Origin of the sequence: Segatella copri (genome assembly GCF_019249795.2) — a bacterium.
GTDB classification, from domain to species: Bacteria; Bacteroidota; Bacteroidia; order Bacteroidales; family Bacteroidaceae; genus Prevotella; species Prevotella copri_B.
The window spans coordinates 1,361,555-1,387,507 of record NZ_CP156891.1; the positions used below are offsets into that span (position 1 = coordinate 1,361,555).

A 25,953-nucleotide genomic window follows, 5' to 3' on the forward strand; every position below is an offset into this window, starting at 1 on the left:
ATAATGTCATTTAAATGATGGGGACTGGCTCACGGAATTTCACTTTGAACTTGCTTGCCTGCACACCATCTTTCCATATATAGGTCAGAGGCTTAAACTTTCCACAATCCAAGAATCTCATGTGCAATGTCAAATCAAGGTCAGGAAAAGCGAAATCAAGCCAACCGTTTTTGCCTTGCTTCAGGAACTTGATGAAATCAGCATACGATTTCAACCATCCTTCCTTGGTCTTGTTATACATGGCAAAATACAGTTCCACATCACGAGCCTCATTCTTTGGTGTCAATACGTCTGAGTATTTTTCACCATCCTCCTCTCTGATGTTCACTGCCGTTTCATCTTTTGTCTTGCTTGGTGTAAGTATGGCAGTCAGATTGGCCATGTCGCCCTTTTTGTCTTCCGTCAGAAAAACACCGTATTCTTTCCAGATGTCAGTGCCATTGACCAGTACCTGGCCACTAAGTATTTCATCCATATTATTTCATTTTTAGTCCATCACGAATAATCTTTCTTATTTCCTCCTTGATGTCGTTCAGATGCGTGACACTCATGCCTGTGTTTTCGGCAATGCGTGCCAGATGGCTTTCTGCCACATTCATCTTCTCGACCACATTTTCAAGTTGGTCATCCATGCTTGACCAATGTTGCAAGCCACTGGTGAACATACCTTCGAGCTTTGTGCCTTGGTCTTGTGTCATGGCAGAGAAGCCGCCACTTTTACCGCTTTGGCTTGTGCTGCTGTTACCAGTGTACCCAGTAGCTTCTGCAAGTTTGTCACGCAATGCAATGGCATCTTTCACATAGCCCATGTATTCCTCTTGGAGTGCATTGCGCTCTGCCTCAGTCAGGTCATTGTCTTCCATAGCAGCACCAAACTTCTTCCACCATTCCTTTAGCTTGTCAGCATACATTTCACCAATCTGGTTTGAAAGCATGGCACGCATGAAGTATTCTGACAGGTCATCAGCCATATCCTCAGCCGTGGCATTCATATCCATAAGGGTGTCCACAAAGCTGTCATACATGGAATCGAAGGAAATGCCAGTCAATCCCTCATAGAGTTCATCGGTCAGTTCCTCCAGTTTGCCAGCCTGGTCTATGTAGTCATTCAGCTTGTCAGCAACGTCATTTCCATAACCACCCTTGCCAGTGTTCTTGATATATTCCCAAATACCGACATTGGAGCGAAGTTTCTTCATTTCCTCTGGGCTAAGACTCCAGAGATCACCATTGAAGTCTTCTTTTACGTTCTGCTTGATCCAGGCAGTTTGGTCATTGTTGAAGCCATTCCAATAGTGGTTCCAACTATGATGCTTTTTCCAATAACTGGCTTGCGCCTTTGCCATATCCAGATAATTCTGGTTGGCTTCTTGCTGGTTGGCGTATGCCTGTTGATAGGCTACTACTGATTTTGTTCCCTTGCTTGCCTTGATTTCGTCTGTCAAATCCTCGATGGCATATTGCAGAAGCTCGTTGCGCTTGGTCAAGTCGTCAATGGTCTTTTGCACCTTGGCTTCATTGCCATTCAAACCGAAAAGGTCATCAATGCCAAACCAACTGCCAATGCCACTGACCAAACCTTGCAAGATGTTGCCCACATCCTTGATGATGGACAAAACGATTTCGGGCAAATCCTCAACAATCTTTTCCACACAATCGGCGATTCTGTTCAAGAGGTCATCAATGAAGCCCTTTGGATCATCACCAAGCGCATCAATGATTTGAAGGATTGCGCCAATGATACCGCCTATCTTGCCACCAAGCTCATTCAACGACTTGCCTATTCCGTCCGAGCCTTTTCCAAGTGAGGTAATGAGTTTGCTCATACCATTGGCAAAGCCATACAGGGAACCATTTGACATTTCATTCAGATAGTTGGTGAAGTTCTGAATGCCTTGCGCTGCTGCATTGGTGTTGTCCGTGAGCGTCTGGCGTGCCTTGTTGCTTTCATCCTGTGCCTCCGTTTGCTCAGTGGCAGTGGCATCGACCTTTCCTTGTGCAATATCAACCGCTTTCTGGGCAATTTCCTTTGAGGTGTCATCAGTAGCAGCAGCCAAGTTTGCTTGCGCCTTTTCCAGTTCATCGACCGCCCTTGTGTGGGCATCCGTCTTGTTTTGGAGATTTCGCACGCTTTCTTGGTATGCCGTGACATTCTTGGAGATTGTACCCCATATTTTGAAGTTGAACGGACTGGTGCTTTCCGCACCTGTCTCTTGCTTCAACTTGGCTTGCAAGTCAGTGTAAGTCTTTTTGTTTTCAGCAGACAAAGCCTTGAACTCAGCCGTCTTCATGTACGTCTCCACCTTGCCAAGTGTCTCTTTTGCCACATCTTTCAGCACATTGCCCACGCCCTCAAAGGTAGTACCCCAGTCTATATCCAGGGCAAGGCTCTTGGCATCCACTTGGCTCATGGCGGTGTCACGCTGCTTTTCGAGTGCCTTCACCTTCCACTGTTTTTCATCAGCAGTGCCAGCACCCTCATTCACCTCCTTAATCTTTTCAGCATATTCCTTGGCAATGGCATACTTTTGTTCTTGTATGGTTCCATACTCCTTCAAATAGTCTGTCATGGCAAGCAACTCATCCTTCAAGGCTTCCTTGTTGGCTTCCTCGATGGCCTTAGTTCTGCTTTTCTCGTTCAAGGCGTGCGCCTCGTTAATGGCATCGGTCTGTTCCGTGGTAAGTCCATTTGTACCAGTGGCAATGCCTGCTTTCTTGTTATCTCGTTTCCATGCGGTTTCTTGCTTGTTTATCTCGTTCTTCTGAGCCTGATAGTCGTTTTCTATCTGGCGAAGTTTCTTTTCCAAGCCTTCTTGCATGGTATTAATTTCTTCCTCGTCATTTTTACGTTGCAGTTCTGCAAGTTCCTGACCCACCTTTTCCTTGGTCTGCTTGCGGCGTTCTTCCGCTGCTTCTTCCTTGGCTCTTGCAGCTTCCGCCTTGGCTGCTGCCTTTTGTGCTTTCTCGCTGTCTTTGTCCGAACCAGGTTTGCGTGAATCATATTCCTTTTTGGCAAGTTCCATTTTTTCCTTTAGTTCCTTTGCCTTTTTGTCATATTCTTCTTTGGTTAGGTTGTTTGAGCCTTTGCTGATGAAGTCGTTGTATTTCTTCAATGCTGCTTGATAAGCCCTCTTGTCGGCTGCGCCCCAATCAGAACTTGATTTTCTTGGTTCATTACGGCGGTTCTGCTCAGATTTCAATTTGTTGAGTTGATACTGCAATTCATCCTTGGTGTATGTGCCACGGATATTTTTGCCGTCATTGGTTGTATAGCCATATTTATGACCAGACATATTCATTCGGGCAATGAGGCTTTCGCGCTCCTTTATCTGCTTTTTCAGATCGTTGTTGCTGACCCCTGTGAGATTGTCAAAGTAAGCGTTCACAGAATCCTTGCGCACCTGCTTGTTTAGGTTCTGTTGCTTTTTTTGAAGGTTTTTGAGTTCGGCTTCCTCTTTCTTGCTCAAACCTCCGACTTTCTTCATACTTGTACCAGAGCTATTGCTTTCAACCCACTTTTCCGTGCGCTGTTTTGCTTCAAGCTCTTTGATGCGTTTGTTTACGCTGTTGAGTTCGTTCTTTGGCTTTGTTATGCTTTGCCCAGCCTCCAACTCAGCAATCTCCAACTTGATTTTCTTGATGTTTTTCAGCTTCTCATACTCTGTGTCATATTTGGCAAAGATAGCAGGGTATTTCTGTTCGAGGCGATTCAATGCCTCACGTCTTGTGTCGGTGCTGAGAGCTTCATCACCAGCAATGGAACAAAGCTCTTCCATCTTGCGTTTGTGTTCTTCCTCAGCCTCAATGACCTTTTGTTTTTGCGCCTCATAGTCTTCATCGGCTGCTTGCATCAGTTCTGTTTCCGTCTTCATGGAAACCATTACGGCGATAACACTTGCAATGGCTGTGGCAACCAATACGTATGGATTGCTTAGCATGGTAGCGTTAAGCAGCTTCTGCGCTTTCTCCACCATGACAATCCAACCGTAGTGAATGGCTTCCGCTGCGGTCATGCCACCAATACCAACCGTTATGAGACTGTGGACTGCTGCCACCGTCATGCAAGCCGTGCGGTATGTTCCATAAGTGGCAACCAATCCCATCAGAACACGTCCGAATTGCTCATAATGTTCCACGATATAGGAGACACCGCTAAGTGTTGTATTGATAACACCCTCGCTTTGCTTACCTAAGTCGTTGAACATTGTTGAAATAGCATCTTCGATGTTGCTTATCTGTCCTGATATGGTCTTGCTCTGTTCCTCCATCAAGCCACCGAACTTACTGCCTTCACCAGTAAGGTTCTCTATGACTTTCTGCACTTCTGGGAATCCCACCTTGCCAGCCTCCACCAAGTCCTTCACCTTGCTTTCTGCCACACCAAACACCTTGGCGAGTTCCTGGATCATCGGAATGCCACGACCTGTGAACTGGTTAAGGTCTTGCGTGTAAAGTCTGCCTTGCGCCATCGTTGTTCCGTACAGATAAACGAGTTCATTCAATGGCATACTAAGACCTGCGGCAATGTCACCCAGACGAATCAAGGTTTCGTTCACCTTCTCTGCCTCCATGCCATACGCCAAGAGTTGTTTCGCACCCTGTGCCACACCTTCAAGACCATACGGTGTCGTGGCTGCTGTATGAATCAGCTGAGCCATCAGATTATCGGCTTTGTCTGCACTGCCAAGCATGACATTGAAAGCCACCTCCAATTTCTGGAACTCGCCCCTGACAGTAGCGACCTCCGTAATAACCTGCTTCATGGAAAAAGCCATGCCAAGCCCCATGAGCGACTTTTTCACCCTGTCGCTCATGTTCTCCAGTCCACTCAATCCTTTCTTGGCTTCATCGGTGTAACCCTTCAAGGCATCCATCTTCTTGTTTACCCTGTCAAGTCCACCGCTGATGCGGTCAAGGAGTTCAATTTCTATTGCTACCGTCTTGCCTTTGCTCATTTCAATTTACTTTGGAAAAATCCTACAATGTCATCGGCTTCCTCCTTGGCACTTCTTTCGTCCTTGGGCTTGCCGTTCTTTTTCTTGCTAACATAATGTGGGGCATCACTCAGCATCATAATCAAGGTTTGGTAATTGACACCATTAAGGATATAGTCAACGCTCCAACCTGTTTCGCTTGCTATCTGCCACACAAAACCGAAAGGGCTATGGGAACCTTCGTATTCGCTCGTTAACTCCCTTTCTTCTTTTGGCTCTTCCTCAGCTTCATCGGATTCACCGCTTCTGCCGATTTGATAATATCTGTAAAACTGTCCGTTCCCATCAGCCCGACAAATTTCTTTATCACGCTGACAAGATACTTGTTTTCCATCCAGTTTCTCACAACCCATGCCGTTAAGCCAACAAACAGATGTCGGCTTATCCAGCCACGACAAAGGGTGTAAGCTATCATGCGACTGATTTTCTTGCCATGATCAGCAAGGAATCTCATTTCTTCCTCCTTGGAGAAATGCCACATTTCTTCACTGGTCACGCCCATTGCCAGCCATTCCCTTGCAATTCTGATTTGTCCTGCCAAGGTAGGTCGGCGCATGGTCACACGTAAATGAATGGACTTTTTGCAAAAAGGAAGGTGCAACTCCTTCAATGGCACTGAAAGACCAGTGTCCAAAAGGGCTTCCGCACCTTCCTTTTCTATTAGTCTGATGGTGTTCTCATCCATACACTAAACCTTCACGCTGTTTGCCTGGCTGGTGGATGATGCACTTAATGGATTGGCCGTGTCATTGATGTCGTATGGCGCACTACCATCAGAAGGCTTGTTCACCTTCAACTGACATTCCAGCTTCGATACCTCTGTAAGTGTGAGCTTGCCACCGAGATTGGCCAAGATTGTTGCATTCGGTATGGTGCAAGTCTGGCCTGAAACAAAGTCAATAGTCCATTTGCCAGAAAGATGCACAAGGCTTGTTGGTGCTTTCCAGCCTGTGTACTTCCCAGTAGTTCCTACGAGAGTACCACCAAGCACCATCTGAATGTTCTCGTAGTTCAACTGTATTATGTTGAATGTTGGCGAGATTGTTGCATTTTTAGTTGGAATTGTCAGCACTGGCGCATCGGGAACTTGCTCTGCATCAATGTCAGTACTCTCAGGCTTTGTGCCGCCCCAGTCCCATGAACCTTTCTCAATGTAGCCAATGGTCTTTTCACCAAACTTTACGGCTCCAATGCCGTACATGAAATTCTTATTCATTTTTTTCTTGTTTTGATTGTGATTATTATGCCAGACACCAGTCCGACAATAAAACTGAATATTGCCACTTTAACAGGGTTTGAACATTGTTCTTTCTCTGTTTTAATGGTGTTAGAGAGTTCTGCGTTTTGCTTTGCCAGCTTCTTGTTTTGTTCCTCATAATAGAGGCACAACACTTGCAAGCTGTCACAAGAGGCATCAATGTATATCACATCTTTACCATCTTGCTTTCCAACGCTTGCCTTCACGTTGGCACGCCCTTGCTTGTTGCCAAAGGATGCACCAGACGGCAAACAGCCTATGCTGTCAAGTGGAATGATCAGATGCACCTGGTCTTGTGGCACCTTTTCCATCCACATTATTTTTGTCGTGGTCTGTTTGCTTTCTACGCTGTCCCTTACCACCTTTCCCTCTTCCTGGGTTGTCATCGTCTTCGTCGAGCGACAACTCACTGCTGACAGGGCAAGAATTGCGATGAGGACAAAGTTTGATAGCCTCGATCGCACGACTGAGCCGATTGATTGAAAGACGTGTCCTGTGGTTTTCAGCCGTAAGCCCTTCCACGACCTTTGTAATGTCTTCATATTTCTGTTGTGTTTCCAACAGCACCTTTGAAATGTCTTCGTACATACCTTTATATGTATCATGCACGACCTTGGCATTCTTGGCATTGTTGGCTTTTCTGTTGGCAAACCAAACGATGGCAGCACCTATGCCGCCCGATGGTATTGCCCACTGGATGAATTGCAGTAAAAAGTCTGCCATCGTTATCTTTTGTTTTATGGGGTTAAACTTGCTTGATACCTATTGAGCGCAACCACTCTTGCACGTTGAATGATGGGCAAGCCTTATGGCTGTTCAGCTCGTTGTGGCCAATGATGCGGATGGAAGGAAAACGTTCATGGAAGTTGCGCACATATTCGGTCAAAGCCTTTTTCTGTGCATCCGTTCTGGTGTCCTTGGCTGTCTTTCCATCAGAGGCAAGCCCACCGACATAAACAACGTGACGGCTCACAGAGTTGAAACCTGCTGCACCATTGGTGATTTCCCATGGATCAACCTCAGCATCCTCATTGTTCTTCACAAGTCGCTCCACCTTTCCGTCAAGGTGTATCATGTCGGTATAGCCAACCTGCTTCCATCCACGACCGCCCTTGCTCACTGGGTCAGTGTGCCAGTGGCGAATTTCGTCACTGGACACCTCACGACCTTCTTTTGTTGCGGTGCAATGCAGCACCAGATATTTCATTCGTGCCATGACTATGCAGCACTGTAGTCGCTCATCATTACGACACCTGCATCAGCTTTCTTTGGCATACAGATGAAACGATGGCGGAAGTTGATTTTGTTACGCTGGTACTCAGGATCGTTCTCTGATGCGCTCCAATACATCTTGGTCGAACCAGTGGCCTTGAATACACGAGGAACATAGAAGGCAAATGAGCATTGGAACTCACCAGTTTCAGCAGCCTTGCCCAAATCCTTCTTAACACCTGCTGTGGTATAGAGAGGATTGTTTGCAAACTCGTAGATGTCGAAGCCATACAAGCGGCCAACGGTTCCGTCATTGCGGTTGATGTTGTACTGTTCGCGGAAGGTCTGCTCTGTTTCCAGAAGGTCATTGATGTGGTCAGAGCAAAGCACCGCTCTTCGTCCCATTGCTGGAACTCCCAAGGCATCCATCTTTCGCTTCATGTCGAGCAAGTCGTTCTTGGTCATCTTCAAGCGTCCTGTAGCTGCATCCCTCTCACCAGTGGTTTTCAGCACTGGTGTCTTAGCCGTGTTCTGCTTGGCACAGAGTGCATGGGCTGCTTTGGCAAACTTGGCATCATTGATGGCATTTCCGTGCGCTTCCTTCACACGTGCAATCTTGTCGTAGCTGATGGCATAAAGCTCATCATCAGTGATTGGTGTAACCTTAGTCTGGAACTTATCAAGGCTGATGCTAATGTCCTTGTCATCCAGTTTCTGCAAGTCAATAGGATATGTGGTGTTGTTGACCAATACATCAGGATCAACACCTACATCTACCAAGTGGATGACATCATTCTCCACCACGCTTGATGCGTCAGGAATGCCGTCAAGCCAAGTGGCTTCCAAGCCACGGCGAAGGTATTTCACCATTTCACCAGTCCACACCTCTTTATATACTCCAGCACGCAATGCGCCTTGAGCTACCTCACCGCCTATTACGGTGGCGATACAGTTCATGCCCACGGCTCCCACTACAGGTGAAAAGCCAAGGACTGCACCGAAAACACTGCCAGTAATGCAGTTGAAAAGCACTGCCATTGTCAGTGCAAGCAATCTGTTCATTTTCATTCTTCTTTTTTTTATGGTTTGACATTTTTAGATTTCACACTCCATGCCATACTCTGCCTTGAAAAGACGCTTGTATTCATCGGGATTCTCCGAGCGCATCTTTTCCAGCTCTTCGCCTGGCACTTCACTGAACTTGGAATAAGTGGTTTTCTGCTGAGTTGGCGAACCACCCTGATGGCCGACTACAGAACTGAGCTTCACCATCGGACTCATGGCTGCAAAAGTCTGCTTCAAGTCATCCACGCCAATCTTCTTGCCGAGGTTGATGAAATGCTCCTTCTTGTCTTCACTGATGCGTTTCTCAGTGATGGCTGTCTCCACGGTTGTTGTAATGGCAGAGAGTGTGAGCTGGGCTTTCTCCTTGGCAAGCGTCTCTTTCTCTGTCTCTGCTTCCTTCAGCGAATTGATCTTCTGAAGGATGGTCGCCTCGTCTGCCGTCTCAGGCAATCCGAGCTGTGCGCACAAAATTTTCTGTTCCATTTGCTTGTTGTTTAAATTTTTGTTGTTACTGAGCAAGGTCAGCGGATTCTTTCCGTCCTTGCCTAATGTGATTTGTTCGCCGTTCTTTCTCATTACGATGGCATCGTCATTGGCTCCTATGTCCACAACTGACACTTCAAAGAGTTTGCTCTTGGTGATGGTCTTGTATTTCTGGCCAGGAACAATCACCTCTGGGTCTTCACTCTCTTCAACGATGTCAATGCCCACACTCACCATTTTCAGGCTACCAAACTCCCATTGCTTCTTGCACTGCTTGGAGAGTGGTGTGGCTTCATCGAACATCAGTTCACCAGTCACCTCATCGTTATCCACTTTGAGGTCTTTCACATAGCCAATCACATTGCCACGTTCGTGCATATAAAGAAGTACGGGATTGCGACAATACTGCTGTACATCCATGCCTTCTGTCAGTACACGACTACCGTAACTGTTAAGGCTGTTGTTTGAAATTCTTACTCGTTTCATTTTCTCGCTTTTTGCGTTTTGCGCTGCAATATTACTGCTAAAATTACTGACCGCCAAAAAAGTGTGAAATGATTGCACACTTCTATGAAATGGTTGCACACTATTTTGGTGATGCTACCGAATTGTTGCAATTTTGCACTGCATTTGAATTTTTAATAAAGTATTGCACATGACAAAAGCTGAAATAGAAAAGAAACGTTCATTGGCTCGAACACTGTTCATGTCGGGTATGGAACAGGCTGAGATTGCCGAAAAGGTAGGCATCTCACGTGTCACCATATCCAAGTGGTGTGTGGCTGATGGATGGAAGGAGGCACGTGCGGCCAAGAGTGTCACACGTCCCGAACTGGTCAATAAGCTGTTGTTGACCATTGATGCGCTCATAACGCAAGTGAATGAATCGGGTGATCCAATGGCAATGGCTGGACTGGGTGACAAACTCGCAAAGCTCTCTTCCGTCATTGAGAAACTTGATAAGAAGGCTAATGTGGTGGATGTCATTGAGGTGTCCATGATGTTTAGCAAGTGGTTGGAGTTCCGTGCCAAGTCTGACCCTACGATAACAACTGAGCTGATGAAGCAAATCAATCATCTGCAAGACTTGTTTATCATGGAACAGATGGGTGTTAAATAATAGGTATATATGGCAACAGCAGCAGAAAAGAAACTCGCATACGAGCAATGGAAGGAACGGTGCAAGCAAGTTCAGTCTTTCACCGACACATCTCTTATGCGTAAGGAAACGCCCATTGAGAAGGAAAAGCGTATTCGTAGGCTGCAATCCAATTATGCTGCATTCTGCGAGTATTACTTTCCCCACTTCTTGCAGCTTCGTGACAAGACTACTGGTGAGGTGATTCGCACCATTCACAATGCTCCTTTTCACAACCAGGCTGCACAGAAGGTTAAGAACACCCCAAACCTCAAAGCGGTGTTCATGTGGCCACGTGGTCATGCCAAATCCACCCACATGGACATCTTTACCCCTTTGTGGCTGATGTTTCAGGCAAAGCGTCTGATTAACTTCATGGTGGTTGTGGGCAAGTCTGAGGATAGTGCCAACCGCTTGCTTGGCGACATCCAGGCAGAATTGGAGTACAACCAACGCATTATTGCTGACTTTGGCGCACAGAAGAACGCTGGCGACTGGCAAGAAGGTGAGTTCAAGACCAAGGACGGCGTGAAGTTCCTTGCTTGTGGCCGTGGACAATCACCACGTGGTTTGCGTGATCGTGAGGCACGTCCAGACTACATTGTTATTGATGACCTTGACGATGATGAGCTTTGCCGCAATGAGAAGCGTGTGCATGACCTTACCGACTGGGTGAAAGAAGCCCTTTTCGGTTCGCTTGACGTGGGTCGTGGTCGCTTCATCATGGTGGGCAACCTCATTTCCAAGACATCAGTTCTCTTCAACCTGGCACATACCAAGGGTGTGTTTCTGTCTAAGATTGTGGCGGTTGATGCTAATGGTGAACCTGTCTGGCGTGAGAAATGGACAAAGGAAGAGGCTCAGGCATACGCCGACTTTGTGGGATTCCGTGCCTGGAACAAAGAAATGATGCACAATCCTATTAAGGATGGCACGATATTTCGCCATGACTGGATTCGATACAAGAAGGTTCTGCCACTCAATAAGTATGACCAACTTATTTGCTACACCGACCCTTCTTTCAAATCGACCACGGCAAACGACTATAAGGCTTCACGTTTCTGGGGAAAGATAGGCACTGAGTTTCATTTGATTGATTGCTATGTCCGTCAAGATACAGTTGGCGGTATGGTCAGATGGCTTTACAATCTTTATGAATCCCTGCCTGATGATGTAACGGTGTCGTTCTTCATGGAGGCGAACTTTCTGCAAGATACCATTCTTGATGAGTTCACGGAAGAGGGCAACCGCCGTGGCTACCAGTTGCCGATTACAGGCGACAAGCGCAAGAAGCCAGAAAAATTGCAGCGCATTGAGGCCGTTTCTCCTTTATGGGAACGTGGCTTTGTGTTCTACAATGAGGCGTTGAAGGAATCTCCAGATATGCAAGTAGGCATCGAACAGACGCTTTCACTCGAACGTGGCAGTCGTGTGCATGATGATGCGCCCGATGCTGATGAGGGTGCTATCTGGATGCTCCAGCGCAACACTCGACAAGTTATTTACAAACCGAGGTTTGGCAAGCGTCCTACCTCTAAAAACAGTTGGTAATATGATTAGACTATTCAAAGATTTGCTTTTCGCTTGGCGTTACAAGCGTGCCGTCAAAGAAGCCATCATGCTCTCCCAAGGCAGTGGCTTGAAGTATTATGTTCTTTACATGAATGGTGGTTTGAAGGTCGTACCCAAGCAGACCATCAAGACGCTTGTGAAGCGTCATCGTTTCAAGAAGGGTACAAAGGTTGAAGACATCGAACGACGTGCCTTGTTTGTGACAAAGTAAGGAGGTGAATCATGTTTATAACAGAAGATGATTATAAGGTGGTTATCGGCGATACCGCCATGAAGGTGGTTTCTCAGGCATCAGCCGAGAATCGTGCCAATGCCGAGCGTGAGGCACAGGAGGAAATTTCGGGCTATCTGCGTCCAAAGTACGATTGTGATGCGGTGTTTGCTGCGGAAGGCGAAAAGCGCAACCATCAGATTGTGATGTTCACTTGCGACATTGCCCTTTACCACATGGTTTCGGCTATGCCTCAAAAGATGGGTTCCGACATTCGTAAGGAACGCTATGAGCGTGCCATCAAGTGGTTAGAGGGTGTTCAGTCTGGCAAGATTGTTCCTGACCTGCCACTGGTGCTGGATGACAACGGTGAAATGGTTGGCAGTTCCATTGTCTATGGCTGTCAGCGTAAACTTAGACATAATTGGTAAATGACATGGGATATATTCAGAACTTTATACAAAGCATTACAGGCAAGCCACGCATCTTGCACACCTCGCATGGTGATTTCAATCTTGCCAAGGCTTCTGGGCGCAAGAACGTCCAGAAAATAGTGGCACAGCTACAACGCACCACTGAGGCACTTACACGCTCTGATATGCAAGACTGGCGCAATGCCTGGCAGATGGCAATCAGTGTGGAAAGTCCAAACCGCCAACGTCTTTATGACATCTATCGTGACGCTGATGTGGATGCGCACCTTTCGGGATGCGTGGAACAGCGCAAGGGCTTTGTGATGGCTCGTTCCTTCAAGATCATTGACAAGAATGAGAATGTGAAGGATGATGCGCTGCACTATTTCAACCAGGCATGGTTTAAGCAACTTTTGCGCCTTGCCTTGGATTCCATCTATTGGGGTCACTCGCTCATTGAGCTTGGCGACATTACCACTGATGGTGACGGTTGTCCATGCTTCAATGGTGTGAAGCTGATAAACCGCAAGTATGTCATTCCAGAGTATGGCCGTGTTATCACTGACTTGGGCATGGACTGGACTACTGGCATCGACTACCACCAGCCACCTTTCACTGACTGGCTCATTGAGGCTGGTCAGCCTGATGACTTGGGACTGTACTTAAAGGCTGCTGCACACACCATCCCGAAAAAGAACACGCTTGCCTTCTGGGACACGTTCGGTGAAATCTTTGGTATGCCTATGCGTATTGGCCACACCACCGTCCGTGACGAAAAGGAGCTTTCCAAGATGGAGAACATGATGGCTACGATGGGAACTGAGTTTTGGGCTTTGTTCCCAGAGGGTACTGACATTGAGGTGGTGGAAAGCACCAAGGGCGATGCGTTCAATGTGTATGACAAACGTGTTGACCGTGCCAACTCAGAACTGTCAAAGCTCATTATTGGTCAGACCATGACCATTGAGGATGGCAGTAGCCTTTCACAGTCGCAAACCCATCTTGAAGTGTTCCAGAACCTTGTGGAGAGTGATGCGGATATGTTGGCAGACCTTGTGAACAATCAGCTTATTCCTCGCATGGTGAAACTTGGCTTTCCTCTTCAAGGCTTGCGCTTTGCATGGGATGAAGCAGTTGACTACACTCCAGAACAGCAATTCACCTACGAAAAGATGATTGCAGACCGTTATGAGGTCGATCCAAAGTATTTTGCCGACAAGTACAATATGCCTGTGGGTGAACGCCGTCAGCAACAGGTTCCTTCACCAGACCCTGATGATGGTGGTGATAACGGCAAAGACCCAAAGAAGCAGCACAACGCACGTCCTTTTTTCGATTAAGCCCCACCGACTATGTGGGGCTGCACCAACGGTATGCCACCATCCTTGGAAACAAGACACTGACATTGGCTGCACCCATCAAGGATGAACTACGTGAGGAACTTCGCAAGAAGTTTGCAAAGATGATGTCTGCACTCTTCAAGCAGAAGGGTGCAAACTTCGACATCAACATCATAGCCTCTGATGAGGCACAAGACTTTATCAATACGCACACCTCTGTTCTTGACAGTTCTTTTCAAAAGGTAGAAATGTCCGACCTCATGCGCCAACGTCTTACACGCTCCAACTATATCTTTAGTGGAATGAAGACGTTCCATGAACTCAATGAGGCTTTTCCATCCTTGCTTGATGAGAATGGCAATAAAAAGACGTTTGAACGCTTTTTGAACGATGTCCGAAAGATAGATGAAACGTATAACTCCAACTATCTACGTGCTGAATACAACTTTGTTCAGGCATCAGCGGAAATGGCTGCGAAGTGGGAAAAGTTCATGGAGGATGGTGATCATTATTATCTCCAGTATCGAACACAGCATGATGATAAGGTTCGTCCAGAACACGCCTCGCTCGACCGTGTGACGCTTCCAGCATCTGATTCATTCTGGGAATCATACTACCCACCAAATGGTTGGAATTGTCGCTGTACCGTGGTGCAAGTCCTAAAACGAAAATACGAGCCAACACCACATGATGAAGCTATGTCGCTGGGTGAGGATGCTTTGCAGACTGACAAAAAGGGAATATTCCGTTTCAATTCGGGCAAGGAGCAAAAGACAGTTCCTGATTATAACCCTTATACCATCAAGCGGTGTCGTGACTGTGATATTGCAAAAGGAAAAATCAAATTGGCAAGATTTGTTCCTGAAAATGAGTTATGTGAGGCTTGCAGAATACTCCATCAGCTCAGAGAGGAAGGAGAACAAAGACGGCTAACAAGTGAGGAAAGAAGAACCATCCAAGAATCTGTATTGACTTGGGCTGACAGACATCTGCCAAGAATTACTATGCAAGATGGTACACAAGCTGCAAGATTAACGGTTGAAACAAAAGAAGGTATCGAGTTGCATATAGGAAAGAAATTCTTTACAGAAACATTCTCGAAATGCAAGAATAGCAGAAGAGTTGCAGAAACAATGGAAGTGGCTACCCATGTAAACAACTGGATAAGAGATGCAGAACAAATCCGCATAGAACCAGGTAGGCATCACGATTTTAATTTTGTTGTATTCAAAGCTACATACAACAACCAGGAAATTGAATTTAAGGCAAAAGAGACTGAGGGGCTTATTGTTTACATGATGCGTCTAATATAAAAAAAAGACTTATGAACCTTCCGAAGCCTGCACTCATAAGAGCCGACATGTGAAACGCCGCATAAGTCTTTTGTGTTGCAAAGATAGTAATAAATCTTAATATAGCAACTAAATGACAACATTTTTTAAGATTATTCGTTATAAAATGTATAGCTACAGAGTTTTATACGTAACTTTGCAGCCCAAAAGGTGGACTTTCCCAATAAGCCGTGTGGTTTATCGTGGGTACAACAACGCGAATGCGAATGGCGGTGTCGTGAATGCGAATGCGAATAACGATGCCTCGAATGCGAATGCGAATGTCGGCTCGCGTCTGGACAAACTGATTACATTATCAATCGGCCTACCATACAAGGGACGTGCTCCCTAAGATGGTGCCGAGGGAAACGAACCTCAGCAAATTACTATTATAGGAAAGCTGAAACATCAAGTGTTGGGTGGAGTTTGGTAGGCCAGCAATGGCTCGAAGAAGTCAGACCCAGAAACAGGAAGGCCGAAAGGTCTATTAAATTATTAACAATGCGTAGAGAAGGTTACATCATAGAAGAAATCATCGAATACTCCAATATGTCTGAGTCGTTTGATAAAGTTCTCCGTGGCAAGAAGCGGAAACGCTCACGCCAAGGACGGTACTTGCTTGCGCATCGTGAAGAGGTGATTAAGGAGCTAACAGAACAAATTGCCAATGGCTCTTTCCGTGTAAGTGGCTACCGTGAGCGTACAATCCATGAATACGGTAAAGAGAGGAACTTGCAGATTCTTTCGATGAAAGACCGCATAGGTGTCCATGCTATAATGTCCGTGGTGGACAGACATCTGCAAAGGCGTTACATACGCACAACAGCAGCATCCATCAAGGAACGTGGCACGCACGACCTTATGAAGGTAATTCGTCAAGATATGCAGCACGACCCAGAAGGCACGCTATATGCCTACAAGTTTGACATCAGACATTTCTATGAGAATGTTCGTCAAGACTTCGCCATGTGGTGCTACCGCCGTGTGTTCAAAGACCAGAAGCTGCTTGTTATGTTGGAATCCTTTGTTACTATGCTGGACTGTGGCATCAGCTTTGGACTAAGAAGCTCACAAGCCACTGGCAACTTGTTGTTGTCTGTATTTTTAGACCACTATTTGAAAGATAAGTGTGGGGTCGCTCATTTCTATCGCTATTGCGATGACGGCCTTGTGCTTGGTAAAACGAAAGCGGAATTATGGGTGATTCGTGAAATTATCCACAACCAGGTGGACCAAGTCGATTTGGAAATCAAACCAAACGAAAGGGTGTTCCCAGTGGATGAGGGCATTGACTTCTTGGGGTATGTCATATATCCCGACCATGTAGCGATACGCAAGCGTATCAAACAAAAGTTTGCCCGAAAAATGCACGAGGTTAAATCGAGGAAAAGAAGGCGCGAACTCATTGCCAGTTTCTACGGAATGGCAAAGCACGCCGACTGTAATAGATTGTTTAATAAATTAACAGACAAAACAATGAAATCATTTAAAGATTTGAACGTTTCTTATAAGCCGGCAGATGGCAAGAAGCGTTTCCCTGGGTCAGTGGTAAGCATCAGGGAGTTAGTGAACTTACCAATTATCGTGAAGGACTTCGAGCTTGGTATCAAGACAGAGCAAGGCGAAGACCGCTGCATTGTCTCCATCGAACAGAACGGTGAGGCAAAGAAGTTTTTCACCAATTCGGAGGAAATGAAGAATATTCTCCAACAGATCAGTGAACTGCCAGATGGCTTGCCTTTTGAGACAACTATCAGAACAGAGACATTTGGCAAAGGTAGAACCAAATACGTATTTAGCTAATGAAACGAACAGAAGGAAGTGCGGTGGTGAAACTGCTTGAATGCGTGAACCCCGTCAAGAACAAATGGCGCATCCGTTGGGATGTCATAGTTAAAGAGGACGGTTCGGCCAACTACATGGAGGCAGAGTTTACCAATGGCAAGCCTTCTGTGGATGACATCAAGCGAATCGTCTTGGACTGGTACAACGAACAGACTGACCAAGCCATCATTTCAGGCTTCACATATAAGGGTCAGGCTGTGTGGCTCTCCACTGAAAACCAGTTCAACTATAAGGCAGCTTATGACCTTGCCGTGCAAACGGAAGGAAAGACGCTGCCAGTAACGTTCAAGTTTGGAACTGAGGATGAACCGTCATACCATACGTTTGACACACTTGAAGAACTTGCCGACTTTTATCTGAAAGCCACCGAATATGTGCAAAACACCTTGGCTGAGGGATGGAAGAAGAAGGATGCTTTTGATTTGAGCTTGTATCAATAAGGTTCAAACGGCATCCGAATGACATTAAAAAAGCATCCGAAGCTGTCAAGCCATCGGATGCTTTAATCATATTTACTTGGACTGGTCAAGTTCTCTGTACCCCACATAACTATAAGTCTCAATGTTTTCCAAAATATCCTCATGGTTGTGGTTGGTTGTCGAATTGCTGATGTCGAACTCTCTGAAATGTTCACCGTTCACATCTGCCAGAGCTGTGTGAATCTTTTCCAAGAGGTCAAACACTGTTAGGCTCTCTTCCCTTTGGTCACTGTTGGCTGCACTGCTGCCCACCCAGTCCGTCACCACGTGCAAGTTCACTTTCGCCTCTGTCACATAGCGCATACCTACCACCGTGGCTTCCCAGTTGATTGGGCAAAGTTCCACAAACACCGCTGGACGTTCCCAGTTATCTTCTTGCTCTATGAACTCCACGTTGTGGTTCCAAAGATCAATATACTTGATTTCTGGTATATTGCCCAAACGTTCACAAAGCATCTTGTAAATCTCTTTTCTCATTTCTTCAATCGTTTTTCAAAATGTTCCATTTCCTTTCCGAGGTATTCTTGCAAATTATCCTCGATGATGTCCGTAACTGCCTTTTCCACCTCTGGTGACAAACCAAGAAACTGCCTCTTAGGTATCTTGATTGTCGTGCCTTCCTTCTTCAATGCCATGAACTTCCAGAACTCTGCCACGTCACTGATATGCCGTGTCTTCTTGTCCTTGCGCTGCGTGCCGTCCTTGCGCCTTGCAAAGGTCAATGCACCTGCTGCATCCATGTACTTGTGCCAGAAATAGCCTTTCATTCGTTTTGTCACCACTATCTCACCGCCTTCATTGTGAATGTCGGCGTATGGCAAATCAGTGAAGAAGCGGATGCTCGTTTCCTTCATCTCGCTTCTGACGCTTCTCCTCAGCGTGCCTGTATCAACAAGAATATGCCCACCTGGTCGAAGGGGGCTTCTGTGCCGTTCCCATGCCTCGCTGAAAAATGCCTCTCGCTCAAAGTTCTGGTCAAACTCGTCACTTAGGTCAACGCGGATGTCATTCAGAATCCTCTTAATAATAGTCTTTTCCTTGCTCATCATTCCAAAAATCAAGATACGGTTGAGCGTCTGCTGGAATCACATTCTTTGATTCAGCAGACGCTTTCAATATATTGTAAAATTGACGCTCACTGATAGCATACTCAGGATATATGAACCTGCGCCATATCTCACGGTTTGGAACACCGTCTTTTACGTGCTGGTCATATATCCTGTTGATGTCAGCAACACGTTTCTGATAACTTAGTCCGCGTCGCTTTCCCATAGGGCTAAATGTTTGTTGAATGTTTAACCTTTGGATGATATGGACGGATGTCAAGTGTCATTTCACAGCTCACTGTCACACGTCCACTTCCTTCACATTGTGGGCAAATGTCTTCGCCCTTCCTCCCAGTGCCGTGGCACATTCTACACAGTGCCACCTTGGGTGCCTTGGTTGTCGTTGTCTTCATTGGCTTCTTGTTTAGTTTCTGTTTGTTCTACATCTGTCACACTCAATGGGATGATGTGCCACTTGTTGTGTTCGTCCTTCCACTCAGCTCTGATGAACTGCTTGGTGAGCGATGGCTGATAAGCCTCTTCGATGATTTGCACACCTTCCTTGAATTGGTCGTTGTCGCTCTTGTCTGCCAGTTTGCGAAGCTGCAACACACGGCTTGCCTTCAAGTTGCCTGTTCCGTCACGGCTCAATAGCTGTAGGATGGTTGCCACAAGTTCCTTGCTTTTGGTGTCGGTTGCAAGGCTCTCGATGTACTGCTTGACGATGGCAATGCCGTCATTCACTGTGTCACGGTAGTCATCAATGCAGTTGTAACCAAGCGTGAGGCGCATCTTTCCGTTTGAATGGGTGAAGGTGTGTGTGCGCTGGGTGTCCTTGGTCAGCTTCAACACGTTTGCCTTGATGTTGATGACTTCCGCAAAGTTCTCATAAACCTTGCTCTTCACTGCAAGCATCTGTTCTGACAGGCTGCGAAGTTCGGGGATGGCACTCTCAATCTCGCTGTCCACCAACTGGGCGTAAGCCTCACGGTCTTCCTTGCGCTTCTTAGCAGCCTTTTCCTTGGCTTGCTTCTCTTGGAACTGCTTGAAGGCTTCTGCCTCTTCCGCTGTCATTTCCACTGTCTGTTTCTTGTTCTCTTCCATTGTCTTGTCGTTTAAAATGGGTTGTATTTTTAGGCATGAGGGATTCCATCCAAAGGGATATACATCACCATCCTGCCAGGATTGTTCACGTCTTCTTTCTCTTTCAAACCGCCTTTCTTCTTGATTGCTCTGAGTTTTCTTTGAAAATCTTCCATTTCGTCAAGTCGGATTCTGGCAAACTCCTTTCCGCAAATTCGAGGATGCTTGCAGAACTCATTGATGCGCTGCCAGTCGGTTGTGTCCACGCCAATCTCTTGTATCAGCTTTAGGCAGATGCTGCGATTGCGTTTCAATCGTTCTTTTCGACCGCTCAGTTTCTCCAGACCGTCACAGCAATCATTGTACTCTTGCCAAGTCATTTCCTTCAAGCTCTCTGTGCGTCCGAATGTGTATTGACTGACTATTTCCTTCTTGAACTCTTCACGGCTGCCACAATAGCAAGGCAGTTCGTTGAATGAGGCAAAGAAACGGCTAAAGTTCGTTATTTGCTGCTTCATGGCCGACACCTCTGTAAGTCATAAAATACTGGCGTGCCTCTTTCACGCTTGCAGCCATGCCAAGGGTCAAGTCTTCCGTCTCCAGTATTGGCACATTGTCGAAGCAAAGGAATATCTTGCCATTGAACTCTCTCGCCTGTAGTCTTGACATGGCTTCTTCTCTCACTTGCGCTGCACGTTTCTGTTCTGCCTTTTTCTTGTAGTTCTCACGCATGACATGGAACCAATTACCGATTTTACTCATATTCGTTTATTTTTTAGTTGTCTTTTCATTGTCTGGTAGCCATGTTATTTCAATGATGGCTTTCATTTCTTTCTTGCCTTGGCATATAGGGCAAGGAACTTTCACGCTTTCCCAATTGGCGTCACGTCCCCAGAAGTAGCCATTGCCGTGGCAATATCCACATTCATGCCCATGGCATATCACTGTCTCATGGGTAATTTGGCATGATGGTGGAACCAGTTCTAACACCCTTCGTTCTTTACTCATTGTCTGCCACCTCCTTTCTCTCACCAAGATACTCACATTTCATGGCATCAAGCGACATATCGTTTAATCTGCCAGACAAGTCTCGGAACATCTGTTCTTGATCCAGGTAGGTAAAATCCTTTGTCTTGTCCTTGATGATTGCCACCAGGCTTTCAATCACTTCTTCCATAAGCTATATTATTTGATAAGTTACTTTTTCATATCCATGCCACTGGATGATTCTGTTTGCCCACATCAGACTTTTTGTTTTCAGTACAAACTTGCCTTTGTTCTTCTGTGAGCGCATTACATTCAAGTCGCACTCGTAATCACGTTCAAGCCATTCTCTCATAACCGACTTGCATTGCTCTGCCGTCATCAAGATGAAAATGGTGTCACCATCCTTGTATTTGTCCATACGCCTTATGCTTCGTTGCTTGTTTGTATTACTCCATCCTCCCATACGGTGAATGCCTCACCAGCCTCACCAATGGCACGACCTTGGCAATATGCTTTATATCCTTGCACTCTCACCTTCATACCTGCCATGTACTTCAATCGGGCTGCTGGTTTGCCAAGCGGTTGCCCCTTGTATTCCTGGCTGATGAATATGAAGCACTTTCGAGGGAAGTCATCTGCAAGCGTCTTGGCTTGCTCATAGCTCCAATTTGAATATTGGAAGCTGTCAATGATGACAAACTTGGCACTCTTGCGTTTTTTAAGCCTTGCCCTCAGATCGTCAAGGGTGTCGTCTGTTGCCACACGGAACTTGCCTTGCACCTCATTCATCTTGTAGCGGTTGATGCGGTCTTGAAAGCTCTTGCTCACACCTTCCTCATAACTCAGGTAAAGAACGCCACCATACGAGCAAAGTTCTTTGGCAAGCTGCATCACAAAGCTGCTCTTTCCGCTTGCGCTCGATCCTGACACAAACCATGTCTCTGTTATGCTTGGATAGCCAAACACCTTGCTCCATTTCTCACCCCAGGGAATGGTGACGTATGTCTTTGCTGCAATATCCCTGGGGCTGTATGCTCGCTTTGCCATGGTTATGCAAGTTTCAGTTTCTCTATCTCTGTATATACACGGCGCAAGCCACCATTTGTTTTTCTCACGATGGTTGCAATGTCGGCATCCTTTGGAGCGTTAGCCATTGCCACCACTTCTGCCTGATGGCGCAAGAACTTATCACGTTCCTTGCCATCATCTGGTGTAACCTTGGAATATCTACCACCGTAACGGCTCAACATTTCGGTGTAACCAACCTTCTTGCACTCGATGGAGCGATTTATCTTCTCTTTCAGTCCATCCGCTCCCATCATGTACCAGGCGCAACAACGTTCGGTTGCATTCCAGAGAGCTTTGAGTTCCAAGAAAGCCTCATACTGCAAGTCTCCAGCTTCATCAAGGATGATAAGAGGGTGTTCGATGGAACGAAGGTAATAAACCAAATCCTCATACACATCGGCATAATGTCCCTTGCTGTCCACGCCAAACTCTGATGCTATCTTGCGAACCAACTTCAACTTGGTCTTTACTTGTGAACAGTCGATATAAACTGCATTCTTGTGACCTTGCACATAATAGCGCGCCGTGAAGGTCTTTCCAATGTTGGGTATGTCGCAAAGGATGCTGCTTTGCCCTGAGCCTTGACAGAACTCTATTTGCTTGGTGATATACTTGAAGGTCTCTGTTGGGGCTGCGTTCCACTCTATTTCGTTGCGCAAGGCCACATTCAGCTTTCTTGCAATGCTCAACCAGTTGGCATCACTCAATGCCTTTTCTGTCTGGCCATTCTTCAACATACTATAGATGGATGTTGAAAGTCCAAGGGCGGTTGCGTGCTTTGCGTCACTTGGATAATTTGATCTGTTGGCTGCTATCGCTGCCAAAATCTTTTTCTTTGTTGCTTCTGCTATTGTCATTTTCTTAATCTTTAATCTTTATTATAATGATGTTTGAACGGTGTCTAAATGTCTGCCAAAGCCCTTTCCTCAATGCTCATGTCTGGCATATATGCTTCATCGGGTTCTTCTATCCTTGGCGGTGGAAGTACAAAGGTTTCCTCTGCCTCTTCCTTTGGAACATCCGACTTCATCACTCCAACCTTGCCAATGGCATTGTCCTTGACGTATTTCGTGAATGAGGCAACTTTCTTCTGTTGCACTTGATATTTCTCTTTGTCTTCATCTGTCTGTTCTGCCATCACACGGTTGTAGGTTTCTACTCGTTCCACTTGGTCAATGAACCTGTCACCTTGAAAGATGAACACCTCTTGTGGCTTGCCATCAGCATCTGGAATGTAGTATGCCGTCACCTTGTTGTTGTTTGGTTCCAGTCGTTCCAGCTTTTCGGTCTTGCTCAACCACCAATCTTCGTATGCCACTCTTACGGTGGAGTTCCTTCTGATGCTTGTTTCCACTCGCTCACCAATGTATCTTGCAAGCGTAAGTTTGTCAAGCGGTTGAAGGGTCGGATTGATGTTGGCAACAAGAACGTCCCATCTGCTCATGCCTGGGTACTTCTTTTGATTCGGATGCAAGCTGTGATTCCACTCGTAGCTGTCTTGACGATCATCGGCAATCAGTTGGTCATAGCTGAAATATTCTTTGTCCTCATACAGCTCGTTTGTCTCGTCACTGATTTTCTTACTTTCCGTGCGCCACTTGCCCTTTCCGTAGAAACGGCCAATGCCTTCATGGTTCTTGTGGATGATGCTGCGTTTCTTCGCACCGTTCAAGTTCTCTGCATATTTCTCTTGCGAGTTCTGAGGCGCACAGAAATGAACGAATGGGAATGCGACACCTGCTTGCAGAAATCCGTCCTTGTATTGCGACATCAAGTGATTCTCAACCTCAATACCTGCTGGCATACCCCAACCATTGCGTTCTATCAGTCGGAACATATCCCTAAAGCAGTCAAGCACCAGGATTTCATCCTTTTTCCTTGCGTAAGATGCGCCAATCACACATTGGCTGACCACATCATAAGCATAGTAAGCGTGAACCCTTTGTTTGGTGTCTTTCAACTTTCGTGTCAAGTCCACGTCATCCATTGTGATTTGGCTCAAAGAGAACTCACCTGCATGGCGGTGCATGTGCGGCATCTGTTCGTGCATGAAGGTGGTGTAACTCATAAGCTCATGTTCAATTAGCACCTTGTTTTTCGGTCGGTTCAAGTAGTTGGTGATTGTCGATTCACTCAAAACCTTTGGTTCACCGCTCTTGTCTGTGAAATCATCGGGGTTGAATAGTTCTCCAGTTTCAGGATCATAGACCTCTATTTCACCACAAACAAACGAATTGTATAGTTCCAAGACACTTGTGTTGAATGGCTTGTTAGGAAGTACTGCCAAGCCCAAAATCAAGCGTTCCGTCTTGTGATCAACCTTGCGTGCGCTTTGGTTTCCGAACTTGCCACTTATCAGACAGGCATAGCCAAACTTCTTGTATTCGGCTACTTTCTTTCTGAATCGCATGGTTGAAGCTGGTAGCGTATGGCCAAATTTCTCTTTGAGTGTTTTGATGGTGGTTGCCATCTTTTCCCAGTCGTATTTTTCTCCCATCAGCTTCTTTGATGCGCTTGCACGGTTGTAGAGCTTGATGCAAGTGTTCAGAACAGAGGCATTAACCACATATTCCTTCACTTTCTCTTGTGTGAGGTCAAGCCCAGTCTTGGCACGGTCGTTAAAGAACGCAACGGCTGCTTGGTCGGTCTCATAGTTGGACGTTATCCAACCTTCCAGTCTCACAGTGTCACCACCAGGATAAAGTTCATCCACCATTTTGCGGTAGATGGTAGGAATGCTATCAACGGCAACCAGAGCATAACGTCCTTGCCCCTTACCGCTACGCACCACATTGATGCGCTTCCTGGCAGATAGCTGCTTGTAGTTCGAGGCAGTCATTATGCCACCGTCAACAAGCTCACGTGCTGAAATGCAAAGTGTGTTACCGTAATACTCCATTTCTCACCTCCTTGATTATTCGGCACAAACAGGTCTTGCGTACTTTTTGTAAAGCTCTGGGGTAGTCAAGATGTCGGCATCCCTCTGTGTCCATGCAGCAAAGATGCTTTGGATTTCTTCCAGTTGCTTGATTTTCACATCCTGGTATTGCTTCATCATCTTGCCCTTGTAGAACACATCCACATTGCCATTGGCTTTGTTGCACTCAATCATTGCACCATTGGGGAAGTATTGGCGCATATAGCCATCTGCATCATGGATGGTCTCAACCTCTGGGGCAACTATCATCACAATGCCACCTTTCTGCTTGGCATATACACGGATGCGCTTTGCCTTGTCACTTTCGCCACGCTTTGCGTCAAAGTTCAGGGCATAATAAACCATTTTCCCTGTAACGTTGAACGCTGCCATGATGTCCTGGCGAACTTCTCTTGTTACGTCAATGTACTTTTTCATTGCTTCCATTTTTAATCGTTATACAAATCTTGTTTTATCTTTTTAAGATGCAAAATTCGTCTTTCTCACGCCTTTTTTGTATCTTTGGCGCGGTGTTCCTTTAGTAACACGGTGCAAAGATAAACAAAATATCTCGATTATGCAAGAAAATAAACAAGAAAAATCGCTCATAAAGCAAAATATCTTGCTTTACTTATCCAAAAAGGACGTTACACCCTATGAATTTTACAAAAAATCGGGTGTAACACGTGGTATATTGCAACAAAACAATGGTATTAGTGAAGATAATATTGCAAGATTTCTCGCTTATGCTCCAGATGTAAATGTAGAGTGGCTGATAACTGGCAATGGTGATATGTTGCGCACTATGCAAGAAAATAAACAAGAAAAATCGCCATATAATGATTCTTTAACATATTGCACTCCAAAGCTCGCTGATGATCCAAATGTTGGTAAGCCATACTATGATGTTGATTTCATTGGAGGCTTCACTGAGATATTCAACTCGCAGGTAAGTGTTCCTGCTACCAACATTGTCATCCGTGGTTTTGAAAAGGCCGATTTGTGGTGCAATGTTACAGGTCATTCAATGGAGCCAAAAATCAACCATGGCGACATCATTGCCCTTCGCCAATGTACGCTGGATGATGTCCAGTATGGCGAAATATACGCTGTTGTGCTTGACACGATACGAACCATCAAGATATTGCGCAAGTCTGGTGATCCTGACAAGCTCCGTTTCATCCCAATCAACTTGCAAGATTTCGATGAACAAGAATACCCCAAATCAAGGATATTGAACATCTTTGAGGTCATTGGTAGCATCAGCAAGTTCTTTTAACCTCATAGTGACACCCCCTTTGGTACTCCAAGTGGGGTGTCACCCCCTCTTTATCGCCTCAAAAGCCCTATATATTATATATAATAAGGTGTAAACTTCAAAAAACGTTGCTCACAAAGGGGTAGTTTCTTCACAATTAACCGCAAAAAGTGGTTAGTTTCTTCATTCAGCTTTTTGTATGCCAACGACCCCACTTTTGTAACCCTTAATTCTCGAAAGTGTAACCCTTAAC

The 25,953-nt window shown here is 45.9% G+C and carries 32 protein-coding genes; 9 read left to right on the top strand and 23 right to left on the bottom strand.

All coding sequences use genetic code 11. The features are described 5' to 3' along the window. Positions 1–10 precede the first annotated feature (10 nt). Genes KUA48_RS06070 through KUA48_RS06115 form a run of 10 tightly spaced genes read right to left on the bottom strand, consistent with a single transcriptional unit; the run spans position 11 to position 9,498 of the window. Positions 11–475, bottom strand: a complete 465-nt coding sequence (locus tag KUA48_RS06070; protein WP_218417133.1) for a hypothetical protein — start codon at positions 473–475, stop codon at positions 11–13. Between the two features lies 1 nt (position 476). Further along, complete coding sequence (locus tag KUA48_RS06075; RefSeq protein ID WP_218433486.1) at positions 477–4,955, bottom strand: tape measure protein; 4,479 nt, start codon at positions 4,953–4,955, stop codon at positions 477–479. After that, positions 4,952–5,149, bottom strand: coding sequence for a hypothetical protein (locus KUA48_RS06080; protein WP_153084241.1), 198 nt, complete (start codon positions 5,147–5,149; stop codon positions 4,952–4,954). The genes KUA48_RS06075 and KUA48_RS06080 overlap by 4 nt, the downstream gene beginning before the upstream one ends. A 38-nt stretch (positions 5,150–5,187) precedes the next feature. Next, a complete protein-coding gene (locus tag KUA48_RS06085; protein ID WP_154029765.1) occupies positions 5,188–5,679 on the bottom strand; it encodes a hypothetical protein in 492 nt (163 codons plus the stop codon). A 3-nt stretch (positions 5,680–5,682) separates the two neighbouring features. Next, positions 5,683–6,210, bottom strand: a complete 528-nt coding sequence (locus KUA48_RS06090; RefSeq protein ID WP_153128510.1) for a hypothetical protein — start codon at positions 6,208–6,210, stop codon at positions 5,683–5,685. Next, positions 6,207–6,563 (bottom strand): hypothetical protein, encoded by a 357-nt coding sequence (locus KUA48_RS06095; protein WP_218433488.1) that lies wholly within the window; start codon positions 6,561–6,563, stop codon positions 6,207–6,209. Before KUA48_RS06095 ends, KUA48_RS06090 begins: the two co-directional genes overlap by 4 nt. Beyond that, a complete protein-coding gene (locus KUA48_RS06100) occupies positions 6,517–6,975 on the bottom strand; it encodes a hypothetical protein (RefSeq protein WP_153084237.1) in 459 nt (152 codons plus the stop codon). The genes KUA48_RS06095 and KUA48_RS06100 overlap by 47 nt, the downstream gene beginning before the upstream one ends. A gap of 22 nt (positions 6,976–6,997) precedes the next feature. Then, the gene (locus KUA48_RS06105) at positions 6,998–7,468 is read right to left on the bottom strand and encodes an N-acetylmuramoyl-L-alanine amidase (RefSeq protein ID WP_154029759.1); all 471 of its coding nucleotides are present in this window, start codon (positions 7,466–7,468) and stop codon (positions 6,998–7,000) included. A gap of 2 nt (positions 7,469–7,470) precedes the next feature. Continuing rightward, positions 7,471–8,532, bottom strand: coding sequence for a hypothetical protein (locus tag KUA48_RS06110; protein WP_218433490.1), 1,062 nt, complete (start codon positions 8,530–8,532; stop codon positions 7,471–7,473). Positions 8,533–8,559: 27 nt separating this feature from the next. Further along, positions 8,560–9,498 (bottom strand): HK97 family phage prohead protease, encoded by a 939-nt coding sequence (locus tag KUA48_RS06115; protein WP_153096485.1) that lies wholly within the window; start codon positions 9,496–9,498, stop codon positions 8,560–8,562. Positions 9,499–9,667: 169 nt separating this feature from the next. On the opposite strand from KUA48_RS06115, the gene KUA48_RS06120 reads away from it, so the two are divergent. From KUA48_RS06120 to KUA48_RS06155, 8 genes are all read left to right on the top strand, one after another. Then, positions 9,668–10,132, top strand: a complete 465-nt coding sequence (locus tag KUA48_RS06120) for a terminase (RefSeq protein ID WP_153083823.1) — start codon at positions 9,668–9,670, stop codon at positions 10,130–10,132. Between the two features lie 9 nt (positions 10,133–10,141). Next, positions 10,142–11,701, top strand: coding sequence for a hypothetical protein (locus tag KUA48_RS06125; RefSeq protein ID WP_153085727.1), 1,560 nt, complete (start codon positions 10,142–10,144; stop codon positions 11,699–11,701). A gap of 1 nt (position 11,702) precedes the next feature. After that, complete coding sequence (locus KUA48_RS06130; RefSeq protein WP_153083821.1) at positions 11,703–11,933, top strand: hypothetical protein; 231 nt, start codon at positions 11,703–11,705, stop codon at positions 11,931–11,933. Between the two features lie 11 nt (positions 11,934–11,944). Further along, positions 11,945–12,364, top strand: a complete 420-nt coding sequence (locus tag KUA48_RS06135) for a phage protein Gp36 family protein (RefSeq protein ID WP_153096486.1) — start codon at positions 11,945–11,947, stop codon at positions 12,362–12,364. A gap of 5 nt (positions 12,365–12,369) precedes the next feature. Further along, positions 12,370–13,686: a DUF935 family protein gene (locus KUA48_RS06140; protein ID WP_153096487.1), complete on the top strand. Its 1,317-nt coding sequence runs from the start codon at positions 12,370–12,372 to the stop codon at positions 13,684–13,686. A 122-nt stretch (positions 13,687–13,808) separates the two neighbouring features. Continuing rightward, the gene (locus tag KUA48_RS06145) at positions 13,809–14,999 is read left to right on the top strand and encodes a phage minor head protein (protein ID WP_218433499.1); all 1,191 of its coding nucleotides are present in this window, start codon (positions 13,809–13,811) and stop codon (positions 14,997–14,999) included. Between the two features lie 519 nt (positions 15,000–15,518). Further along, a complete protein-coding gene (locus tag KUA48_RS06150; RefSeq protein WP_153096488.1) occupies positions 15,519–16,820 on the top strand; it encodes a reverse transcriptase domain-containing protein in 1,302 nt (433 codons plus the stop codon). Then, entirely contained in the window at positions 16,820–17,302 is a 483-nt protein-coding gene (locus KUA48_RS06155; protein WP_118311848.1) for a hypothetical protein, read from the top strand. Before KUA48_RS06150 ends, KUA48_RS06155 begins: the two co-directional genes overlap by 1 nt. Before the next feature lie 72 nt (positions 17,303–17,374). Here the strand turns inward: KUA48_RS06155 and KUA48_RS06160 are convergent, their stop codons facing one another. From KUA48_RS06160 to KUA48_RS06220, 13 genes are all read right to left on the bottom strand, one after another. After that, a complete protein-coding gene (locus KUA48_RS06160; RefSeq protein WP_218433492.1) occupies positions 17,375–17,818 on the bottom strand; it encodes a hypothetical protein in 444 nt (147 codons plus the stop codon). Further along, complete coding sequence (locus KUA48_RS06165; protein WP_153083924.1) at positions 17,815–18,390, bottom strand: phage virion morphogenesis protein; 576 nt, start codon at positions 18,388–18,390, stop codon at positions 17,815–17,817. The genes KUA48_RS06160 and KUA48_RS06165 overlap by 4 nt, the downstream gene beginning before the upstream one ends. Beyond that, the gene (locus tag KUA48_RS06170; protein WP_118311851.1) at positions 18,362–18,613 is read right to left on the bottom strand and encodes a hypothetical protein; all 252 of its coding nucleotides are present in this window, start codon (positions 18,611–18,613) and stop codon (positions 18,362–18,364) included. The genes KUA48_RS06165 and KUA48_RS06170 overlap by 29 nt, the downstream gene beginning before the upstream one ends. Positions 18,614–18,756: 143 nt before the next feature. Further along, a complete protein-coding gene (locus tag KUA48_RS06175; RefSeq protein WP_153083921.1) occupies positions 18,757–19,491 on the bottom strand; it encodes a DUF3164 family protein in 735 nt (244 codons plus the stop codon). Between the two features lie 29 nt (positions 19,492–19,520). Next, positions 19,521–19,988 (bottom strand): hypothetical protein, encoded by a 468-nt coding sequence (locus KUA48_RS06180; RefSeq protein WP_153096490.1) that lies wholly within the window; start codon positions 19,986–19,988, stop codon positions 19,521–19,523. After that, a complete protein-coding gene (locus tag KUA48_RS06185) occupies positions 19,963–20,232 on the bottom strand; it encodes a hypothetical protein (RefSeq protein WP_153096491.1) in 270 nt (89 codons plus the stop codon). Before KUA48_RS06185 ends, KUA48_RS06180 begins: the two co-directional genes overlap by 26 nt. Before the next feature lie 6 nt (positions 20,233–20,238). Further along, the gene (locus KUA48_RS06190; protein WP_153096492.1) at positions 20,239–20,478 is read right to left on the bottom strand and encodes a hypothetical protein; all 240 of its coding nucleotides are present in this window, start codon (positions 20,476–20,478) and stop codon (positions 20,239–20,241) included. Continuing rightward, positions 20,471–20,647, bottom strand: a complete 177-nt coding sequence (locus KUA48_RS06195; RefSeq protein WP_153083917.1) for a hypothetical protein — start codon at positions 20,645–20,647, stop codon at positions 20,471–20,473. The genes KUA48_RS06190 and KUA48_RS06195 overlap by 8 nt, the downstream gene beginning before the upstream one ends. Positions 20,648–20,650: 3 nt before the next feature. Next, entirely contained in the window at positions 20,651–20,875 is a 225-nt protein-coding gene (locus tag KUA48_RS06200; protein WP_153083916.1) for a hypothetical protein, read from the bottom strand. A gap of 5 nt (positions 20,876–20,880) precedes the next feature. Beyond that, a complete protein-coding gene (locus KUA48_RS06205; RefSeq protein WP_153096493.1) occupies positions 20,881–21,504 on the bottom strand; it encodes a bifunctional adenosylcobinamide kinase/adenosylcobinamide-phosphate guanylyltransferase in 624 nt (207 codons plus the stop codon). Positions 21,505–21,506: 2 nt separating this feature from the next. Next, positions 21,507–22,382 (bottom strand): ATP-binding protein, encoded by an 876-nt coding sequence (locus KUA48_RS06210; RefSeq protein ID WP_218433493.1) that lies wholly within the window; start codon positions 22,380–22,382, stop codon positions 21,507–21,509. A gap of 44 nt (positions 22,383–22,426) precedes the next feature. After that, positions 22,427–24,424, bottom strand: a complete 1,998-nt coding sequence (locus KUA48_RS06215; RefSeq protein ID WP_218433495.1) for a hypothetical protein — start codon at positions 24,422–24,424, stop codon at positions 22,427–22,429. 15 nt (positions 24,425–24,439) lie between these two features. Next, a complete protein-coding gene (locus KUA48_RS06220; RefSeq protein ID WP_194253305.1) occupies positions 24,440–24,880 on the bottom strand; it encodes a hypothetical protein in 441 nt (146 codons plus the stop codon). Positions 24,881–25,019: 139 nt separating this feature from the next. Between KUA48_RS06220 and KUA48_RS06225 the strand changes: the two genes are divergently transcribed. Further along, the gene (locus tag KUA48_RS06225) at positions 25,020–25,721 is read left to right on the top strand and encodes a S24 family peptidase (RefSeq protein WP_218433497.1); all 702 of its coding nucleotides are present in this window, start codon (positions 25,020–25,022) and stop codon (positions 25,719–25,721) included. The last annotated feature ends 232 nt before the right edge of the window (positions 25,722–25,953 follow it).

Bases quoted from the DNA above. Each gene is read 5' to 3' on its own strand.
- KUA48_RS06070 (WP_218417133.1), bottom strand. From the start codon at position 475: ATGGATGAAATACTTAGTGGCCAGGTACTGGTCAATGGCACTGACATC.
- KUA48_RS06075 (WP_218433486.1), bottom strand. From the start codon at position 4,955: ATGAGCAAAGGCAAGACGGTAGCAATAGAAATTGAACTCCTTGACCGC.
- KUA48_RS06085 (WP_154029765.1), bottom strand. From the start codon at position 5,679: ATGGATGAGAACACCATCAGACTAATAGAAAAGGAAGGTGCGGAAGCC.
- KUA48_RS06090 (WP_153128510.1), bottom strand. From the start codon at position 6,210: ATGAATAAGAATTTCATGTACGGCATTGGAGCCGTAAAGTTTGGTGAA.
- KUA48_RS06095 (WP_218433488.1), bottom strand. From the start codon at position 6,563: ATGGAAAAGGTGCCACAAGACCAGGTGCATCTGATCATTCCACTTGAC.
- KUA48_RS06100 (WP_153084237.1), bottom strand. From the start codon at position 6,975: ATGGCAGACTTTTTACTGCAATTCATCCAGTGGGCAATACCATCGGGC.
- KUA48_RS06105 (WP_154029759.1), bottom strand. From the start codon at position 7,468: ATGGCACGAATGAAATATCTGGTGCTGCATTGCACCGCAACAAAAGAA.
- KUA48_RS06110 (WP_218433490.1), bottom strand. From the start codon at position 8,532: ATGAAAATGAACAGATTGCTTGCACTGACAATGGCAGTGCTTTTCAAC.
- KUA48_RS06115 (WP_153096485.1), bottom strand. From the start codon at position 9,498: ATGAAACGAGTAAGAATTTCAAACAACAGCCTTAACAGTTACGGTAGT.
- KUA48_RS06120 (WP_153083823.1), top strand. From the start codon at position 9,668: ATGACAAAAGCTGAAATAGAAAAGAAACGTTCATTGGCTCGAACACTG.
- KUA48_RS06125 (WP_153085727.1), top strand. From the start codon at position 10,142: ATGGCAACAGCAGCAGAAAAGAAACTCGCATACGAGCAATGGAAGGAA.
- KUA48_RS06130 (WP_153083821.1), top strand. From the start codon at position 11,703: ATGATTAGACTATTCAAAGATTTGCTTTTCGCTTGGCGTTACAAGCGT.
- KUA48_RS06135 (WP_153096486.1), top strand. From the start codon at position 11,945: ATGTTTATAACAGAAGATGATTATAAGGTGGTTATCGGCGATACCGCC.
- KUA48_RS06140 (WP_153096487.1), top strand. From the start codon at position 12,370: ATGGGATATATTCAGAACTTTATACAAAGCATTACAGGCAAGCCACGC.
- KUA48_RS06145 (WP_218433499.1), top strand. From the start codon at position 13,809: ATGATGTCTGCACTCTTCAAGCAGAAGGGTGCAAACTTCGACATCAAC.
- KUA48_RS06150 (WP_153096488.1), top strand. From the start codon at position 15,519: ATGCGTAGAGAAGGTTACATCATAGAAGAAATCATCGAATACTCCAAT.
- KUA48_RS06155 (WP_118311848.1), top strand. From the start codon at position 16,820: ATGAAACGAACAGAAGGAAGTGCGGTGGTGAAACTGCTTGAATGCGTG.
- KUA48_RS06160 (WP_218433492.1), bottom strand. From the start codon at position 17,818: ATGAGAAAAGAGATTTACAAGATGCTTTGTGAACGTTTGGGCAATATA.
- KUA48_RS06165 (WP_153083924.1), bottom strand. From the start codon at position 18,390: ATGATGAGCAAGGAAAAGACTATTATTAAGAGGATTCTGAATGACATC.
- KUA48_RS06170 (WP_118311851.1), bottom strand. From the start codon at position 18,613: ATGGGAAAGCGACGCGGACTAAGTTATCAGAAACGTGTTGCTGACATC.
- KUA48_RS06175 (WP_153083921.1), bottom strand. From the start codon at position 19,491: ATGGAAGAGAACAAGAAACAGACAGTGGAAATGACAGCGGAAGAGGCA.
- KUA48_RS06180 (WP_153096490.1), bottom strand. From the start codon at position 19,988: ATGAAGCAGCAAATAACGAACTTTAGCCGTTTCTTTGCCTCATTCAAC.
- KUA48_RS06185 (WP_153096491.1), bottom strand. From the start codon at position 20,232: ATGAGTAAAATCGGTAATTGGTTCCATGTCATGCGTGAGAACTACAAG.
- KUA48_RS06190 (WP_153096492.1), bottom strand. From the start codon at position 20,478: ATGAGTAAAGAACGAAGGGTGTTAGAACTGGTTCCACCATCATGCCAA.
- KUA48_RS06195 (WP_153083917.1), bottom strand. From the start codon at position 20,647: ATGGAAGAAGTGATTGAAAGCCTGGTGGCAATCATCAAGGACAAGACA.
- KUA48_RS06200 (WP_153083916.1), bottom strand. From the start codon at position 20,875: ATGGACAAATACAAGGATGGTGACACCATTTTCATCTTGATGACGGCA.
- KUA48_RS06205 (WP_153096493.1), bottom strand. From the start codon at position 21,504: ATGGCAAAGCGAGCATACAGCCCCAGGGATATTGCAGCAAAGACATAC.
- KUA48_RS06210 (WP_218433493.1), bottom strand. From the start codon at position 22,382: ATGACAATAGCAGAAGCAACAAAGAAAAAGATTTTGGCAGCGATAGCA.
- KUA48_RS06215 (WP_218433495.1), bottom strand. From the start codon at position 24,424: ATGGAGTATTACGGTAACACACTTTGCATTTCAGCACGTGAGCTTGTT.
- KUA48_RS06220 (WP_194253305.1), bottom strand. From the start codon at position 24,880: ATGAAAAAGTACATTGACGTAACAAGAGAAGTTCGCCAGGACATCATG.
- KUA48_RS06225 (WP_218433497.1), top strand. From the start codon at position 25,020: ATGCAAGAAAATAAACAAGAAAAATCGCTCATAAAGCAAAATATCTTG.